9 protein-coding genes are annotated in these 18,708 nt (G+C 55.6%); 2 read left to right on the top strand and 7 right to left on the bottom strand.

Features of this window, described 5'->3' with window-relative positions:
- Window positions 1–81: 81 nt before the first annotated feature.
- The gene (locus GSQ82_RS24080; RefSeq protein ID WP_371417265.1) at window positions 82–846 is read right to left on the bottom strand and encodes a DeoR/GlpR family DNA-binding transcription regulator; all 765 of its coding nucleotides are present in this window, start codon (window positions 844–846) and stop codon (window positions 82–84) included.
- A 274-nt stretch (window positions 847–1,120) separates the two neighbouring features.
- On the opposite strand from GSQ82_RS24080, the gene GSQ82_RS24085 reads away from it, so the two are divergent.
- Together GSQ82_RS24085 and GSQ82_RS24090 are read left to right on the top strand one after the other, a co-directional pair.
- Window positions 1,121–4,495: a TonB-dependent receptor gene (locus tag GSQ82_RS24085; protein ID WP_158794783.1), complete on the top strand. Its 3,375-nt coding sequence runs from the start codon at window positions 1,121–1,123 to the stop codon at window positions 4,493–4,495.
- 68 nt (window positions 4,496–4,563) lie between these two features.
- Window positions 4,564–5,382: a glycerophosphodiester phosphodiesterase family protein gene (locus GSQ82_RS24090; RefSeq protein ID WP_158794784.1), complete on the top strand. Its 819-nt coding sequence runs from the start codon at window positions 4,564–4,566 to the stop codon at window positions 5,380–5,382.
- 194 nt (window positions 5,383–5,576) lie between these two features.
- Here the strand turns inward: GSQ82_RS24090 and GSQ82_RS24095 are convergent, their stop codons facing one another.
- From GSQ82_RS24095 to GSQ82_RS24120, 6 genes are all read right to left on the bottom strand, one after another.
- Entirely contained in the window at window positions 5,577–5,762 is a 186-nt protein-coding gene (locus GSQ82_RS24095) for a hypothetical protein (protein WP_158794785.1), read from the bottom strand.
- 732 nt (window positions 5,763–6,494) lie between these two features.
- A complete protein-coding gene (locus tag GSQ82_RS24100) occupies window positions 6,495–9,905 on the bottom strand; it encodes a TonB-dependent receptor (RefSeq protein ID WP_158794786.1) in 3,411 nt (1,136 codons plus the stop codon).
- Between the two features lie 1,365 nt (window positions 9,906–11,270).
- The gene (locus GSQ82_RS24105) at window positions 11,271–12,986 is read right to left on the bottom strand and encodes a hypothetical protein (protein ID WP_158794787.1); all 1,716 of its coding nucleotides are present in this window, start codon (window positions 12,984–12,986) and stop codon (window positions 11,271–11,273) included.
- Between the two features lie 640 nt (window positions 12,987–13,626).
- Complete coding sequence (locus GSQ82_RS24110; protein ID WP_158794788.1) at window positions 13,627–14,826, bottom strand: CehA/McbA family metallohydrolase; 1,200 nt, start codon at window positions 14,824–14,826, stop codon at window positions 13,627–13,629.
- A gap of 63 nt (window positions 14,827–14,889) precedes the next feature.
- Window positions 14,890–16,344, bottom strand: a complete 1,455-nt coding sequence (locus tag GSQ82_RS24115) for a CehA/McbA family metallohydrolase (protein WP_158794789.1) — start codon at window positions 16,342–16,344, stop codon at window positions 14,890–14,892.
- 121 nt (window positions 16,345–16,465) lie between these two features.
- Window positions 16,466–18,694, bottom strand: coding sequence for a GH92 family glycosyl hydrolase (locus GSQ82_RS24120; RefSeq protein WP_158794790.1), 2,229 nt, complete (start codon window positions 18,692–18,694; stop codon window positions 16,466–16,468).
- Between the last annotated feature and the right edge of the window lie 14 nt (window positions 18,695–18,708).

The raw sequence follows: 18,708 nt of genomic DNA on the forward strand, positions 1-18,708 counted from the left end.
GTCCGGCTGGTTCTTAATGGGAGATAACATTCTCCTTCACAGGCTACCGAATTGCTGTCTAATGAGCGTTAATATTCACGCTCATTCTGCTACCTGCACCTCGGTAATTCGTCTCAACCGGGCAAGATCCTCATCCGAAATCCCCTTATCCGTCAGAATCAGGTCGCAGTCTTCAATTCCGCACAGCCGATATGTAGCCTCCGTCCCGATCTTGCTGCTGTCCACCGCCAGCACTCGTCGTTTTCCGGCCTGCAACAACTCATGCTGAGCATCGGGATCGTGCACCATCACCCCGCGCGTAAACGAGATCGCCGCAGCGCCAAAGATCACCGTATCCGCATAGATCGAAGTCAAACTCTTCGCCACCGCATGCCCGATCAGGTCGTGGCTGCTCGAACGATATACCCCACCCGTCAGCTCGACGCGAATATCCTCCGCCGATGTCAGCTCCTCCAGCACTGCCAGCGAAAACGTAAAGACCACCACATTTCGCCTCGCCCGTAGTTCTCTTGCCACATACAGCGTTGTAGTTCCGGAATCCAAAACTACCGACTCGCCATCTTTCACCAGCGCCGAAGCCGCACTCCCTATACTCCTCTTCGCATGCGACATCTTCTGAAGCCTCTCGAAGAAGCTCCGCTCAGCCCCGCGCCAGTGCTCAATCCGCGCCCCACCGGGAATGCGAATCACCTGGCCCGCTTCCACTAGCTTCTGCAGATCCCGCCGAATCGTCATCTGCGACACATGACAAGTTTCCGCAATCTCTCCGATTGTCGCGGACGTGTTTATTTTTAACATCTGAACAATCGCATCAAGTCTAGAACGTTCGGTTATCTCACTCATCATTGTCCATGTCAGATTTCAATTAGTTGCTTATTTATGGAGTTTTCAGTCCTATGGAGTGATCTCAAACAGAATTCCCCATAGCAGCTGGCCATCAGAAGAATATCAGCAAGCTATAAATGTAATTTTTTTTCATAAAACGATCATTATTTGTCCACTATTAACATGATCTTGTTAGATTGTCCTCATTGCAATAGACATCACTGAGTCTGTCTCCACGCACATGGAGCAGTCGCCGCTTACAGCATCCACTCAGAACGCCAACTCCGGAGTTTCCATGATTTGTTCCGTCCCTACCGTGCCTGCACCCGTTTCTCCCGTCGTTATCGGTCTGCGATCCGCCGTCGTCCGCCGATTCCATGGTAGCGGCAAACTTTTCCTCCCGGCTCTGGCCTTGCTGTTCGCTCTCCTCATTCCGGCCAGCCATCTCCACGCCCAGACTTTCTACGGCTCAATCAGCGGCGTCGTCAAAGATCCCAGCGGCGCAGTCCTGCAGTCGGTCGCCGTCACCGTGCATGAGAACGGCACCACCACTGAGTATAAAACTGTCACCAACAAGGCTGGTGCCTATCGCGTCTCCTTCCTTAAGCCTGCTGGTTACACCGTCCGCTTCGAGAAAGACGGCTTCGCCCAGTTCGTCACCGACGAACTCAACATCGTCCTCAATCAGGAGCAAATCGTCGACGGTTCCCTCAAACTCGGAACGACCTCCGAGATTGTTACTGTCTCCGGCGCCGCCAGCGCCCTCAACGACAACAACCCCCAGGTCGGCGGCGAACTCAGCACCCAGGAGCTCATCGACCTTCCCGAGGAGACGGGCACCAAAGGCGCAAACGAGTTTCTCATTACCAAAACCTTCGCCGGAGCCTCCAGCACCAGCCAGGACTACTCCAACGTCAACAATCTTTCCCTCGGCGGCGGCCGTCCCGCCTCCAATCCCATCATCATCGACGGGCTTCCCAGCAACATGGGCGTCGACGGCACCTACGGCCTCATCCCCACCCCTGACTCCACCGAGGAGCTCCAGGTCCTCACCGCTCCTTTTTCCGCTCAGTACGGACAGAGCGGTGGGGGCGCCATCCTCACCACTACCAAATCAGGCACCGAGAGATTCCACGGCAGCGCGTTTGAGTCCTACAACTCCCAGGCCCTCACTGCGCTGGGTTATTTCACCGCACCCGGAACTGTTATTAGCCCATCCTCCTTCCACTACTTCGGCGGATCGATCGGCGGTCCTGTCCTCATCCCCAAGCTCTTCGATGGCCGCAAGCATCGCCTCTATTTCTTTACTGACTGGGAAGACACCCTCACTCACGCCAACTCCCCCTTCAATACCGTTGTCCCCACCGCAGCCGAGCTGAACGGAGACTTTTCCGGCCCATCACCCGAAGGCGGCCCCACTGCCATCATCTATGATCCTCTCACCACCAAGGTCGTCGGCAAAACCACCGTTCGCACCCCATTCCCCGGCAACATCATTCCCAAATCGCGGCTCGATCAAGTCGGCCTCAACATCGCCTCCTTCTTCCCCCAGCCCAACTGCAATCTCGACAACAACAACTACTGTTCCAATCCCGTATCCGTCAGCAGCTACCTCTATAATGCTAGCCGTATCGACTACAACTACTCCGACTACGATCACATCTGGGCAAAGTTCTCCCGCGACGGGCCAAGAAATCAGCCCACCATCGACATTCCCAACGCTGCCAACACCTCCGCCTTCAACGGCTGGACCGACGATCACTACGAGGTCTCCTGGAGCCACATCTTCTCGCCTCGCATCTCCAACGAAGCTCGCTTGGGCTACGTCTCCGAAGAGAATTTCAGCTCGCCGTTGCCAGCCAACGCAAGCGCTCTCGGTCTGCAGGGCGTTCCTCTCACCCAGTTCCCAACTGTCAAGACCACGGAATATGCCAGCTTTGGTGCAGGCTCTTTCGCCAGAACGAGGGATGGTCACTACATCCTGAATGATGCAATGGTCATGCAGGTTGATCGCCACACCCTCTCTATCGGCGGTGAGTTCATGCGATACGCCTACAGCTACTACACGCCCGGCGTCCTCGCCGGTAGCTACAACTTCACCGGCATGTTTACTGCTGTGCCCGGACAGACCGGCGTCGGTCTCGCCGACCTGCTCCTCGGTCTGCCCGCCACCACAACGATCAACACGACCAACACCATCTTCCACGAAAATCTGAACTATTTCGCAGGCTACGTACAGGACGACTACAGAATCTTCACCAACCTCACCATCAACATCGGTCTGCGTTATGAGTTCGACGGACCCTTCTCCGAAAAGCACGACAACATGTACACCTTCAACCCCAACGTCATCGATCCCACCACCGGCAAGCAGGGTGGAATCCAGTTTGCAGGGTTCGACGGCGCTCCTCGCAGCCTCATTCCCAACATCTACACCGGCATCCTGCCACGCGTAGGCTTCAACTACCACGCCTTCCGTAACACCGTACTCCGCGGCGGTTACGGAATCTACCAGTTGCCCAGCATCGGCTACGGCACCACTGGCCTCACCTCCGCCTCTACCGTCAACGCAACCTTCCAGAGCTCCGACGGAGTTACTCCCGCCTACGAACTCTCGCAGGGCGTTCCCGCTTACTCTCCCAACGTCGGCGCAAACGGTCAGCCGTTGATCCCCACCAGCCTCACCAAGCCTTCATCAAGCGTCACACAGTTGCCGCAACACGCCGTTCTCCCCTACCTGCAGGAGTGGCAGCTTGGCATCCAGCAGGATCTCAGCCACAACTGGATTGGCGAGATTGACTACGAAGGCAATCACGGTGTGCATCTGCCTATTGAGGTGCCCATCAACCAGATCGCTCCCGCACCTGGCTGCTGTCTCGGCGTAAGCAACGCTCAGAGTCTTCGCCCCTATCCTCAGTTCCTCACAATCACATCTCTCGCCAACGGTGGCGCATCCGCGTACGCTGCTCTGCTCGCAACCCTCACTCACCGCTGGAGCAATGGGATCTCCGTGCGTGCCGCCTACACCTGGGCTCACACTCTGGACGATGTCGACGGTCCGTCACGCGCCGATGCCGTATTCGTCCAGAACTACTACAACCTCCACGCCCAGTGGGGAACGGCGATGACGAACATCCCTCAACGTTTCTCCCTCTCCGCCGTCTACGCTCTGCCCGTCGGAGCGGGTGGGAGATTCCTCCCCCATACCCCCGTCGTCTCTCAGGTCATCGGACACTGGAAGGTCAGTACTGTAGCTCAGTTCCAGGTCGGTTATCCCTACAACGTCTCACAGGGAGATGGCCTCAACATCTTCTCTGGCGGCCAGTACGCCACCAAGGTAGGCAACCCCACCATCGCCCATGGCTCGCGCACGGTTGAGAAATGGTTCAACACCGCAGCCTTTACCACTACCCCTTCAGACACTCTTGGCAACGCACCCCGCGCATCGCTCTACGGTCCCGGCCAGAACGTCTGGGACCTTAGCCTCGCACGCGAGATACCACTGTGGGAGAAGGCTACCTTCTCCTTCCGCGCCGACGCGCATAACGCCTTCAACCATCCGCAGTTCTCCGGTCTTGGGACATCCCTCACCAACATGAAAACCTTCGGTACAGTCACAGGCGCTCAGGACCCGCGCATGTTGCTCCTCATCGGTCGCCTCAGGTTCTAAAAGCGACGCAACGACACAGATATTCCAACGAATAAAAAGGCACTTAAAAAGTAACAAAAAGGAAAAAAATGCATAGCTCAATCCTGAAGCTCCTCATCGGCTCCACCCTCGCAGGCAGCGTAGCCTTCGCCCAGACAGCATGGACCCCGAAGGAAGACAGTAAAACCATCAAGGTGATCTCCCATCGCGGCGAACACCTCCACCACCCCGAAAACACCATGCCCGCCTTCCAGGCAGCCATCGACGCAGGCGCCGACTACTTCGAGCTCGACGTCCGCACCACCTCCGACGGCAAGTTCGTCATCATGCACGACAACACCCTCGACCGCACCACGAACGGCACCGGCGAAGTCTACAAGCACACCTTCGACGAGATTCGCGCCCTCGACGCCGGAGCCAAATTCGCCCCGGCCTTCGCCGGAACCAAAGTCCCCACCCTAGACGAAGCCTTCGACCTTGCCCACGGCAAGATCAACGTCTACGTCGACACCAAGTACGCCGACCCTCAGCAACTGGTCGACACCATCGTGAAGCATGACATGCAGGACCATGTCGTCATCTACGGCAATCCCTTCTTCCTCTACGAAGTCCGCAAGATCCGCCCCACCCTCAAAGTCATGCCCGAAGCCCTTAGCCCCGACGTCTGCAAACTCTTCGTCCGCGCCATGCAGCTTCAGGTCCTCGCCTTCGACGCCAACGACTTCAAAGACCCCGTCATCGCCTGTGCCACCCAGGCCAACGCAAAGATCTACGTTGATCGCCTCGGCGACGCCGACAACCCCGAAGCATGGCAGAAGGCCATCGACCTCGGAGCCGCTGGTATCCAGACCAACCTTCCCGCAGAACTCGCTGCATACCTCCGCACTCACAACATGGCCACCCACTAACACTGGTGATCTTCGCCGCACCCTTGATGTCGTTGCCCAGCGCTCCGCATCGACCTCATTCAAGTACTCGAAAAGCACCGGCAGGGGACTAGGATCTGTCGGTGCTCGAGAGTCATGCATCGTCCGACTCCGACGTGACAGTCTCCATTGCCGCCGCCGAGCCAGATCGGTCCTCTATCTATTAATCCCTACAGCTAAAGTGAAATATTGTTGCGAAATACTCTGTCTTCTAACCTGACTTGGATTTCCGTTAAGAGAGGGTCGCAGGCAGAAAGATCCTCTGCGGCAAAGTCTGCTCCGGCCTCGAGCATCTCAGACGTTGCCTGCTTGAGGAGAGCTTCTTTTTTCGCAATCGAAAGTTTATTGCGCTTTCCCTGCATTCGTCAGCGCCACTGCAGGTGAGTCGCGGAAGATTGTTGGTAAGGAATGCGGAGCCATCGGAAAGACCACTTGGGTAACCGTGCCTTCCGCCAGGTTATCAGCCTGATCTTCAGGGAAGATATCCCGTTCGCACAGCAATCGGATGAGCGAGCTAACGGAAGCATCATCTGTACCATCAATGCGTATGGATCGGCTTGGGCCATTCGAAATTGTAAGGAGTGCTGCGGATCTGCTGGAGGTGGGAAAGAGCTTCGATGCGGTCCGATCGACGATCCTTCGTCCGTCGACCGTAATTCATTACCTCCAGCCAGCCTGCATCGAGCTGCAAAGGATTAGCCGTTCCACCCGATACGATCAAGAACATCGTCTTCGAGGCGACTTATCTTTGTGAGGTGGAACCTGCTTGAAGCGATAGCTTAGATCGCCTGAGGCGTTCTATATACATAAACTACCGCAGCTAAACACAAGGGGCACGTGTATAAATTCCAGCCTGTGCGCTATCAATATTCCTACTCGCTTAGCGAGCACTGCAAGACCTCGAGTTCGCGGGCTTGCCTCGGAGCTCGAGTGGGGCGGTCGGGCTCTTCGCTGTTGGATCTGGCTAGAGTTGCAGTTGGTCGGAGTGCATGGTTAATGACCTGTCGTCTTCCGCGCCAACATCGGAACGCTTCATTGGCGGAAATGGCCTCCAATCTGTCGGCGATGTGTGTCGCCGACAGACTCTGTTGGAGTTAGAAGACAACCTTGAGGGCGGCCTGGATCTGGCGGGCGCCTGTGGTGCCGTCATTCTGGCCGACCTGTGCGGTGGTGAGACCAAAGAGAGGGGATCCGAGAGTGATCGTACCGGTTGATAGGCCGGAGTTGCCTGGCGTTACGAAGTTGGGGTGATTGAGGAGGTTGTAACTTTCGACTCGGAAGACCAGTTTGGCTTGCTCGAAGATGGTCTGGGTTTTCTGGAAGACCGCATCGGTATCGACGTAGCCGGGACCGAAGAACTTGTTGCGGTGGATGGCGACGTTCTCGTCGAAAGGGGCGTTGGTAAAAGATGCGACATTGGGGCCTACTAAGACGCCGCCTGAGACCTTACTGCCGCGGCCGGAGGGATAGGCTGGGCCGATTTGCTCGGGACGGTTGTTGACGCTGGTGTGAAGGTTATCTACGGTGCCGCGAAGATCGAATGGCTCGCCGGTCTGAGCGGTCTCAATGCCGGAGATCTGGATGCCTTCGAGGAGGTGGCCGACGATGCCCTGGTTGAGGTGGGCGGAGCCGATGCCGACTGGCAGGTCGTAGACGACGGCGATGGTGGCGCGATGACGGACGTCGAAGTCGGAGTTTCCGTACTCGGGGCTGAGATCGAAGCTGTTTCGTGGCAGGCCGCTATTACCGGCGCCGGGCGTGAGCGGGTCGCTGCCATTATCCAGCGAGTGTGCATAGGTGTAGCTGGCGGTTACGACGGCGCCGGCGGCTTGACCCTTTATAGTCGCCTGAAGAGAGTTGTAGTTGCCGTCGACGATGGAGGTCTGAAAGAGTTCGTGGTAGAAAGCAGTGTTGTTGACGGCAGGGTTGAAAGTGTTTCCGTTTACGTCGGTACCACCGGTGTAGAGGTTGGTGTTGGTGAGGGCGGCGGGGTCAATGCCTGCTGCAATGTCCGCCTGAACGAGATTCGGCTGCGGCGGTGCGCCGTCAATCTCACGCAGGGCGTGGAGGGAGTGGCTGCCGACGTAGTTGATTTCGCCTGTGAGGCGTGCGTTGATCTGGCGTTGGATGCCAATGTTCCAGCTGTAGCTGGTTGGCATTTTGAGATTCGGGTCAATGACGACGGGCTCCAGAAAATCTCCATCGGTAATGGAGGCTGATGGGGTCAGGTTGCCGGGAAGTTGTACGTTCGAGACCGTGAATGATCCGGGGGTATTCGGCTGGTAAAAGGCGTTGAGTGAGGCTTGGAAGGGCGGGTTGGACTTGGCGTTGCCGAAGAGGTTGTCGAAGATGCGGTCATGGAATATGCCGAAGCCGCCCCGGATGGCGGTTTTGCCGTCGCCATTGACGTCGTAGGCGAAGCCCACGCGCGGCTCCCACATGTTCCAGTTATCTTTGAAGAGTTGATGGCCGGTACCAGGGCCAACTTGGGTGAAGACGAATCCGCCGGGAGGTGTGGCGACCGAGGCATTGCCGTAAAAGTTTGAGAAGTTCGCGTCACGCTCAAAAGGAACGCCGTTGAAGGCGTAACGCAGGCCGGCGATGAGGGTGAAGCGGGGCGTTACCTTAAGGGTGTCCTGTACAAAGGTGGCCCACTCGCGCTGCACGAAGCGAGTGAGATCGGTACCACGGCGGGTGCCGTTGGCATTGAAGAACTGGTACTCGGAGAGGTTCGCGACGGAGCCTTGCGCGCCCCAGATGTAGTCCTCGAAGGTCTCGATATCGTTGGGGGAGCCGTTGAAGGTGTAAGCGGGGGTGCCGAAGTTGTAGTAGTTGTCCAGCGCGAGAGAGGCACGGGAGAAAAAGTTATCGTAGCTGGAATCTTTGACGTTGCGGAATTCACCTCCGAACTTGATGGAGTGACGTCCCTTGGTGACGGTGAAGGTATCTCCAAAGAGGAGAGTGGAACTGAGGCGGGCCTGGCCATTGCTGTCGCCGAGGTCGTAGCAGCCGAAGTTGTTGCCGTTGAAGAAGCCGGGGATGTTGACGTCGAAACCGTTTCCGAAGTTGTCTACGCCGAGGAGCGCGTCGAAGGCGGCGTGGTTGCAGAAGAAGCCGTTGTTGTTCTGGTTGTAGGAGGCGCGGAAGAGATTGGTGGCACTGTTGGAGAGTGCGGAGGCTATCGAGATGACGCCGTTGTGCGCGGTGTCGATTACAGTGGTGTTGCCATAGCCGGGCAGGCTCTCGTCGTGGTACGGATCGCTCTCGGCGGAGTGGTAATAGTTATAGCGAACGGTGAGCTGGTGCTTGTTGGTCAGCTTGTGGTCGAAACGGCCGGTGAGTGCGTAGTCGTTGAGCGAGTCGGGCGAGGGAAAGTTATAGATGGTGCTGGCGCCATCGCCGAGATCCTGCTGGCCGACGGGTGTGATAGCAAAGATCTTCTGGATGGTGGGGTCGAGCGGGAGGCCAGAGAGGTTGTTAGGGTTAGCGGGATTGGTGAGGTTGACGGGGGTAATGGTGCCGTCGCTGCCAACATAGTTGAAGACACCTGTCCGGAAGGCGGCAGTGGGGGTGACGGTGGAGGCAGTGCGTGTGGTCTGGAAGCGCTGGATCTCAGCGTTAAGGAAGAAGAAGGTGTGGTCCTTCCAGAGGGGGCCGCCGATGGAGGCGCCGACGTCATTGCGTACGTATGGATCCTGCGGTCCGTTGGCTTTGGTGTTAAAAAAGTCGCGCGCGCCAAGAGCATTGTAGCGGCCGAACCAGTAGACGTCACCGTGGAACTGGTTGGTGCCGCCACGGGTGATGACGTCGATGATGGCGCCGGTGTTTCGTCCGAACTCGGCATCAAAGCCGTTGGTGATGACGCGGAACTCCTGGGTAGAGTCTGGATTGGCGGAGGTAAGGCCGCCGGGGATGCCGGGGACGGAGGTATCGTTGTTGTCGGCGCCGTCAAGCAGGAAGTTGTTGTTGCGGTCGCGCTGGCCGTTGACCGCGAAGCCGCCGTCATTGTTGAGAGAGTTTACAACACCGGGGGAGAGCAGCACGAGCTGGTAAGGGTCGCGCAGAATGAGGGGGAGGGAGAGGATCTGCTTCGAGTCGATGACAGTGGAAAGTTGGAAGCTGTCAGTCTCGACGGGAGCCGTAGTGACGTCCTGCACGTCAACCGTGGTGTTCGCACCAGAGACGCTCAGCGTGAAGTTGATCGGCAGTGTGGCAGCGATGTTGAGGATGACGTCCTTGCGAGCTTCCTCCTGAAAGCCGGAGGCGGCGGCTGACACGTTGTAAACTGCTGGGGGCAAGGCGGCGAAGTTATAGATGCCTGCGGAGCTGCTCGAGACCGTGCGGGTGATGCCGGTAGCAGGAGAGGTGGCAGTGATCTGTGCGTTGGGGATGACGGCTCCGGATGCGTCGAGAACCTGACCGGTGATGCTGCCGGTCTGGGCGACTGCTCCGGTCACAAATAGTCCAATAGCGGACACTATTCCAAGAAGAACTCTCAGGCGCATATAGGCAACTCCATGACAAAATTGGCTCTCACGTAATACTCAAAGGATGAGCAAAAAGTTCACAAGTTCAAACGTAGAAGAGCGCGTCGATGCGATTAGATGCACTTAGGTGACCAAACCCAAATTGCTCATATCGCAGGACTTAGAATTTGTAAAATGGAGTTTCTGAGGATAGAAATATTAGTTCTCGTAGCGCGATTTCCAAGTTATGGAGATGCAGTGTGATCAGGATTAATTAGTTGATCACCGGCTCATCGCGACCTTACGGAAGGAATGGGCGTGGATTGTCGAGCTTTTTACTCAAAGAGTCTGTCAATGTCTTTATCGCGAAGTGGAGAAGCTCGGCTGCGCGCCTGAAGGCCGCTTGTCTTATTGCGAGATTGCAGATCGTTCCTATAGATATTCGTCGGGCATCTTCGTCAAGGATCGGGAGAACTACATGTTTGCGCCGGTGCAGTGCACGCCGTCGCTAATCGCTCATTCCGGACACAGGCGCCTCGTTCTTCCCGCAAATGTATGGTTCGCCGCTCTACTGCAAGGGAAAAGCGAAGGGTGGTAGACAGACCTGCGCAAGTGCTTTGGTCAATAAGGGCAAAGACGTCGTCAAGGACGAAAATGTCCTGCCCGCTGCTTGGAGCAACGCTCGGAGTAAGAGCTGAGAGATCAGAATCCGGTGTCCTCATCTAACACCTTTGTGTGATGGCGAGTCTTGATATCGCGCGCCTACTCTTCTCTCCGCAGCCGTCTGCTGTCAAAAGAGTAAACATGCATATCAATTGGATTCGTACCCACAGCGCCCATGGTTCACTTCCGTATCCAACCTTTGAGCAAGAACCTACGCCAGTACCGGAATTAGACGAAGATTCTCGCGTGTTGACCGGACTCGTCAATGGCCTAGCTCTGGCCATTGGATTTTGGATCGGGGTGGGCGTGCTCATATTTGCTGTTGTTCGTCGGTAGCCTTTCGCGGCCTACAGATCGCGTACAGAAGTTACGGACAGTCAGGCGCACAATCTCACAAGACAGCTCATATCGGTAATATTGAGCCTTTCGACAAGGAACTCCATCGAATCACGCGAGTCCTGATTCAAAATGCCGCTATCTGTTCTGTAAAGATTAACCTTGCCATTCAGGTGAGTAGCGCACAAGGCTGGCAATGATTACTGAGTTTCGAGCGAGATCGTGATAACTCCGGACGATGAGTGATATATCGATCTTCCGCAGTGCGATTAGGGTCGTTGATGATGCTGAAGCGCAGGTCCTTGGAGGCACGGTATCGGTCGATGATCCATTCCAGCCCTGAGCAATTACACCTCTGTCTTGTCTTCCTCGAAACGGAGCGAAGAAGCGAAGAGCATAGCGGCGTTATCGTAAGTCTTCCTCCGACGTGATTCGCCAGGTGTTACAAACCTTTTTCAGAATCAGACGTGCTGGCACAAACGACTCCATAATCTCCGATCGCTCCGACTCATCGATGAAGTGTTTGACTAGGCGAATCTCCGCCTCCGAGCCTGTCTGTCGTATAACTGCAATCTTTTCCATCTTCACGGTCCACAGACCTTTTCTCATGTGAATGGTCGATTCGCGATCGCGCAAAACTACACCCCTCGTTACGTTACGTTGATCCAGATATCGATCCACCGAATCCGCATAGAAGGCGGCCTGTGCGCTTGCATTTCGCGTCCGCATCGCAGCGGCCCACTCCTGTAGCCATACATTGACATCGCTGGCGCCCACCGCAGAGCTTGCGCTATCTACGTCTGGATTAGGAACAGGATTTGTCTCAGCTGGCGCAGCAGCTTTCTGTTTCGCATCCCCGGCCTGAGACGGATCCGCCGCCCCAACATCAGGCGATGGAGGTTCTGGTTCAGCAGATAATGGAGGCGCCAAAGAAGTAGGCTGTGGAGCACTTACTGCAGGTATAGGAGATTTTACGACGTTAGGCGCTGGAGACTTTGCTGCAACGGACGGTGCCGACGTTGTGTAGGCAGGCATCGGAGAGGTTGCAACGAGTAGTCGAGAAGGAGTCATCTGTGCCTTGATCGCGTTGATTCTCTCCCGCACATCGTCCTGATTATTGAGATACCAGAGATGGCCTTGATAAGCACCGCCCAAGAGAGTTACCAGGATGATGGTCCATACCGCCAAGCGTTTCCAGGGATACCCCTGCTCGTCGTTGTCTTCTGCAAAACCATTCCACTTTCCTCGGGCAGCCCATGCCGGCTCCTCTATCCTGTCTCGAACGAAATTTTGTTTTGGCTCAGCGACCGGTTCAGGTGGGGCAACCCGATACTGCAGATCGGAGTGTTTCGAAGAGAGATCTTTTTCTGATGCGACTTTCTCCTGTTCGAGATTTTTTTTCGACTGAGCAACATACCCCATTCCAGCAATTGGCGCCGTCTGAGGCTTAGTCTTTGCGTCCACGCTTTCTTCGGATCGATCGATCTTCTTCTTCTCGGCCGCTGTCTTCTCCGGCGCAGCGGTCGCTTCCTGCACTGTCATCTGTTCCGGCTCAGCAGCGGGGGCTAATGCTGGCTCGTCAAATAAGGCGGTCGCCAATCCTGGACCGGGAGTCGCAGCCAAAGCCTCAGGCAATGTTATTGGAGCTACCGAGACGATAGCCGGTTTTGAGACCCTTGCGTCCTCACCTTGTTCGCCATAGAACTTCGATCCATTTAAGGTCTCGCCATCCTCAGCCACAACAGACCCTGCAACCGATCTCCGAGCCGCGGCATAAGTCTTCGTTCGCAACGTATCCAGCGTGACCTGGGCCTTCATTAATTCGAAGAGATCGTCAATCTTCGAGCGTACGATCTCGTCCTGCGGCTGATCCCCCAGAAGCGCCGACGCTTGAAAGTTCACCTCACCCTGAATGACGGTCTTGTCATCCTCCGCATTCACGCGAAATACGGTTGTGTCGTGCACATTTTTCGCGCGCGGCGACGGGCCAAATCCGCGGAGCATGATCCGATCACCATGACGCACCACATCGCTGGAAACTTCGCGGGAGCACATCTCCAAGGCGCGCAATACCAACTCCATATCTGTAGACTGGATCGTTTCACGTACTTCAAATCTCATAGTTCCTCTTCCTTTGATGGATGGCAGAAACCCCGTCCGAGGAAGCCGACAAGATGTAAGCGTGAGCTATAAAACGTTCCGGCGCTACGCCCGCATAGTCGAAAGGAAAACAGGTGATGAGTGTAAGTTCGGTCTTGCGGCGATCTTGAATACCGCTGGCTTGTCTGGACTCACAGTCTCTGTGGAGCCCACGACGTAGTGATAAGTGGCGTCCTTCGCGGTGATCCTGCGCAATGGCCGGAAGAACGAATCGCGGTGTCCTGCAAGCCCCATCGTATCAAGGTTGCCCGGCATCGCAGTCCCGGGATTATTGCCACTCCCTGCGTAGACTAGTTACATCATAATTGGCAGTATCTGTGCCGACAAATCCAAGCCGGAACCTCAATCCTGCCAATAACATCTTCAACTGAGAGCTATCTCTAGGAAACGTGATCATCACCCTCCACTAACACGCCACCCTGTGCTTCACCAAATTTCAACATGCTTGCTACCATCGCACATGGCGACCTATCTCGCCATGTGCGATGACTACGCTGGGTGGAACCCTACCGGTCGCAACTTCGCTCTGATCAGCGTTAGTGCAGGAGCGATCATATTGCTCACTTGGATGTCGTTGCATAGTACATTTGGACAGCCGTAATCAAAAGTTCGGATCGAAGTTGAAGTAGATTGGGTTAGACAGTCCGACCATATTCCCGCTCAGAGCCATCGATTCAGGAACCTGCGGATAGGCTGTTGGCGGACCCTCGACCTCGACGCGGTAGTAGGTCCGTCCGATGGTTATCGGTGTATCAGTAAACTCGACCATGGTTGTTTTGCCGCCGATCGCCTGCAAGGTGCTGAATGGGTCGCCGTTCTTGATCACTTTTACGGTGTAGGCCGCTCCTGCAACGGTATTTCCTGTTAGCTGAACGCGGAACCTGACTGGCTTGCCCGTGGCCTTTGTGTTGTCGCCCATCATTACTTCCATCTTGCCATCCTGATCGAGATCGGCATAGAACTCGACGCGAGGAGCAAAAGGGTTTGCGCTGACAGAGACCCGCCCGTTGGTGAGCGTATCTACGACCGCTTGCGAGGTTCGTGCCTTAGCAAATACCCACGTGGTCGGGGTTCCAACGTAGTTGGCCTGACGCTGGTAGGTGTTTTTAGTCGCCTGTTCGGGTGTATCCGGAGTGCCATGATGCGAGTCGCTTCCACCTCTCCCTGTCAGCTTGCGGCCTGATGAGAGCATGTCGTCCCAAATCATGATGGCATTGGCATTCTTGGACCAGACCGCAGAGTTCCAGACTTCGATTGAGTCGACGATATCGTAGGAGTATCCGAAGTGATCCTTTCCGCTCGGATGGTTGGCTGATAGATGAATCCCAAGCTCCTTCTTCACTGCACCCACGACCACGTCGCGCTGATCGCGAACATCATAGAGCCGCTGGTGATCGTACGGCCTGGCTGAGAACACATTGCCGTGACCGCGAGTCGTCGTCCACTCCCCGCCATACAGAAGCAGGAGGGAGTCTGACTTGAATTCGGGATCGGCCCATGTGTTGTGCGCAACATCGCCTTGAACATGGTTGTCATGATCGGTGATGCAGAGATAGTCCATGCCGACAGACTCGGAGAAGGCAATGATCTTTGCCTCGGAGTTATTGGTGGAGTCGTGGCTATGCCGGGAGTGTAGGTGAAGGTCGCCCTTGAGCCATACGCCATCGCTGAGGCTAGCGGTGGACGGCAGAGGGCCGACGTCAACGGGCGCCCACGGATTACTATGGCTTGCCTGCCCGTGAGCCGAATTGCTGATGCAGCCTGCCAATATCAGACTAGAAACGAGAACATGTGCGCGCATACTTAATTCCTTTCAGAAGATACTGCGGTTGGATTCTCTCCTTGACTACAACAGGCAAGGATCCTAGAAGTTGACATAGATTGGGTTGCCTAAGAGCACTGTGTTACCTGCCGCGTCTAGAACGACGAAGCGAACCCAATGTCTCGCCCCATCGCTCATCCAACGTGTATCGAGCGCTTGATCGTCGTCCCGCACCGGAAGCGGCTCACCCGTTGTCTTTTCGTCTACGAGCATGTGCACCTGATCCTGAGCGCAGGCAACGACGTGCACATGAAGTCGAAGATCGTCTCCGCTCCTGGCCGCAAGGGTGTCGCCCATATGTGCTGTGGCGGCAGACGTGATCGCCTCGACCTCGAGCAATTTATTCCTTGAGCCAGTTACATCAATGAAGACGTGCCCGGCACGAACCCCATCGAGAATTCCTGCAACAGACAGCTCCTTCGCTTGCACTACGGTCGTCGGATGCGCCAATGCGCCGCGCTGGTCTTCGGCCTTGGTGGCATCATGGTTGTCGCTTCCGCCGATCGCGGTTAGGCGGAGCCCTTTTGCCAGCTGCTGATCCCAGAAAGCATCCATCACTCTGCCGCTGTTGACCACCTCGATCCCGGTAAATTTTGACATGTCGACAGGCGCCGGAGGAGTCCATCCGCAGCCTCTACATGCCTCGCCGGTAGGCGACATGGGATGGTTGATCGATGCGATGCCTCCCATCGATTGAATGTCATGCACGACTTCATCGATGGTTCGCCCATTTTTCTCGGCTACCAGATAATCAATGTATTGCGTGACTCCGAACGCATTGAAATGTCCATAGAACGTCGTCATCTCACGCCCGGGGATGAGGAGAAGCTTGTCAAAGTATGGTTGCAGCTCACGCATCTCCGCGTAATGTGCGATTGAGTTGTGATCGGAGATGGCGATGAAGTCGAGACCTCGATTGGTTGCTGTCTGCGCTGTAAGAAATAGTGGACAGGGAACATGCTTTTCGTTTTGGCTTCCACAAAAGCCGTCGCTGTGCGCGGTGTGCATGTGCAGGTCGCCGCGGTACCAGCGGAGATTGATTTCGAGCGGGTCCAATGTGAAGCTTGCATCTTCGAGCGGCGAGTTGAAGCGAATCTCCACTCTGTACTTCGAGGTGATCTCCGGCCGGATATTCGAGACCGAGATCAGGAACTTCCACTGTCCTGGCGGGATCGAACCAGGGATGTAGGAGGGTGTCGCGTCACCGGGCCCAATCGTGAAGTGATCCTTGTTGCTGCCACTCTGTCCGCGAAATCCTGCCGGGTCATGGATGCCGATATTGAAGACGGTTTTTTCTTCGCGACGATGATCATAAGAAAAGTCTACGGAGATGCGATGCACCCCGGAAGGCACTGTGAATGGAATATAGAAGTGTGTGTGGTTCTGCGCTACGGTGACGGTGCCTTCCAAGACCAGGTCAGGTTTTTCCAACTGAGCCCAGAGGGGAAGCGAACATGTGAAGATCAGAAGGAAGGCATAGCGTATGTACTTCATCATAGGAACCTCAACTTGCAGTGCACTATAGTTGCGGAATCAGTTGTGTCGTTTCCCGTGAACGATGCGTATGCAGATCGGTTGACGAGATGTGGAGGAGAGTGAAGTGGTTGTGAAGAAACCTCTATTCGACGGGCCCCGGCCAGTTCGGGTTGGCCTCCGAAGACATATCAAAGACCAGTTCGCCACCCGCAGTTATCTCGGAGTGAGTGATCCAGTCTCTTGTGAGGGGCGCCCCGTTTAGCCTGGCAGCCTGGATAAAGAACTTTCCTTCACGAGCCCCGTTCGCGTGGATATGAAATCGCTTCCCGTTTGGGAGGTAGATGACGGCATCTTCATAACGAGGAGTGCCGATTTCGTAGCGCGGCGTCCCCGGAGACACAGGATAAAATCCGAGAGCACTGAAGACATACCATGCCGAGATCTGGCCGGCATCATCGTTCCCAGCGAGACCAGTGGGACGGTTGTGATATTCCGCCTGCACAATCTGGTGCACGTGGGACTGTGTCTTCCAGGCTTGTCCAGCGTAGTCGTAGAGATAAGCGATATGATGGCTCGGCTCATTGCCATGGTCGTAGTAGCCACCGTTGAAGAGGGCGTCGAGCTTAGCGATGAAGGCCTGACGGCCATGGACCGCAGCGATCAACCCGTCCACATCCTGGGGTACAAAGAAGGTGTATTGAAACGGAAGACCTTCGGTGATGTAGTGGTAATTTTCTGATGGGTTGAATGGTGTGTCCCACGAACCGTCTGCACGCCTCCCACGAACGAAGCCCGTTTCCGGGTCGAGAACGTTGTGATAGTTCTGCGCTCTCTTGTTGAAGAGGGTGGCATCTTCTATGTGACCAAGCGCAGCGGCCATCGTCCCCACCAGCGAGTCGTCATAGGCATACTCGAGGGTTCGCGAGACCTGTTCTTCACTATGAAAGGCATAGGGAACCTTGTCTTCAAGCGGGATATATCCATATCGGAGATAGGACTGCAGAGCGCGGCGACCACGGCCATCGCGATAGAGATCATCCGAGGCAGGTGATTCCATCGCGTTCTTCCGCATCAATCGATAAGCATCCTGCACATCGAATCCGCGAATCCCTTTGAAATATGCGTCTGCTATAACAGCACCGGCGTGATCCCCGATCATCTCCTGGGTATAGCTGTTCCACGCAGGAAAGATGGGAAGAAATCCGCCCTGATCTCCCTTTGCGATGAGCGAACGGACCATGTCCCGCTCACGATCCGGCTCCAAAATAGTGAGGAGGGGATGAACGGCACGGAAGGTATCCCATATGGAAAAGTCATCGTAGTAGATGAATTTTTTGGCTTGTTCCACCTCGCCCGCCCCGGCAAAACGTGGATACCGTCCGCTTGCATCGCTATAGGTGCGCGGTAACAGAAGCGAGTGGTAGAGGGCAGTATAGAAGATAGTTTGGTCGTTGGTGTCTGCTGTGATCTGAATACGTCCGAGAGCATCGTTCCACTTGCGACGAGACTGTAATTCGGCGCGTTCGAAGTTCCAGTCGCTGATCTCCGCTGTGAAATTCTTCTTTGCTTCTTCAATACTGGTAAATGAAGTCCCAACCTTCGCCTGTATAACATCTCCAGGTTTTAGATCAAAGAAGATGTAGGCACCCGGAGCGCCATCGGTAGACGTCTGGAAGCGGTTGCCATCGCGCTTCACATCCCCTGACCAGGTGCCGCCGACATGGAATGGCCGATCGAATTTGACGACAAAGTATCCGCTGAATCCTGCCAGCTTTCCCCGTCCAGCGTAGAGACGTCGCACTGGATTCCTTCCACTGATCTCCTGACGGGTTTCATCGATCAATATGTCACCGTCTCCGGGACGGGAGTTATTCTGAACCAGAATCCAGGACTTACCACCACGTTCGAAGCGGAAGCGCAGAAGCCCGCTTCGAACAGAGCCGGTCATGTCGACATGGATTCCGTAGTCTTTCAGATCGACAGAGTATGACGAGGGATGGAGCACTTCACTCTCCCGAAGAAAAGCTGATGAGCGTTCCTTCGGATCTACCTTGAGGGCGCCGCTTAGGGGCATCAGCGTGACACTTCCATAGTCCTGAGTGCAGGAGCCGGAGAGAAAGTGGCTTCCTCGAAAGCCCTGAATCCTAGTATCGGCGGCATAGTAGGGAGCAACGCATTTTCTCTCCCCTTCGCGGGTCTGTGGCGTCCATTGCGTCATTCCGAAGGGTGCTCCTACTGCAGGAAACGTCATGCCGGAGCCGTCGGTCCCTATAAGAGGGTTGACAGAGTTAGCTGCAGATTTTGTTTGAGCCGCACTGAACGCCGATATGAAAACTCCGAGAAGAAGACTGATACCGAGTGTTGCTTGCATTCGAGAGATTTCTC

The sequence above is a fragment of the Granulicella sp. L60 genome, from assembly GCF_009765825.1.
Lineage (GTDB): Bacteria > Acidobacteriota > Terriglobia > Terriglobales > Acidobacteriaceae > Edaphobacter.

Coding starts and splice junctions, on each gene's coding strand:
- GSQ82_RS24080 (WP_371417265.1), bottom strand. CDS start 846: ATGATGAGTGAGATAACCGAACGTTCTAGACTTGATGCGATTGTTCAG.
- GSQ82_RS24085 (WP_158794783.1), top strand. CDS start 1,121: ATGATTTGTTCCGTCCCTACCGTGCCTGCACCCGTTTCTCCCGTCGTT.
- GSQ82_RS24090 (WP_158794784.1), top strand. CDS start 4,564: ATGCATAGCTCAATCCTGAAGCTCCTCATCGGCTCCACCCTCGCAGGC.
- GSQ82_RS24095 (WP_158794785.1), bottom strand. CDS start 5,762: ATGCAGGGAAAGCGCAATAAACTTTCGATTGCGAAAAAAGAAGCTCTC.
- GSQ82_RS24100 (WP_158794786.1), bottom strand. CDS start 9,905: ATGCGCCTGAGAGTTCTTCTTGGAATAGTGTCCGCTATTGGACTATTT.
- GSQ82_RS24105 (WP_158794787.1), bottom strand. CDS start 12,986: ATGAGATTTGAAGTACGTGAAACGATCCAGTCTACAGATATGGAGTTG.
- GSQ82_RS24110 (WP_158794788.1), bottom strand. CDS start 14,826: ATGCGCGCACATGTTCTCGTTTCTAGTCTGATATTGGCAGGCTGCATC.
- GSQ82_RS24115 (WP_158794789.1), bottom strand. CDS start 16,344: ATGATGAAGTACATACGCTATGCCTTCCTTCTGATCTTCACATGTTCG.
- GSQ82_RS24120 (WP_158794790.1), bottom strand. CDS start 18,694: ATGCAAGCAACACTCGGTATCAGTCTTCTTCTCGGAGTTTTCATATCG.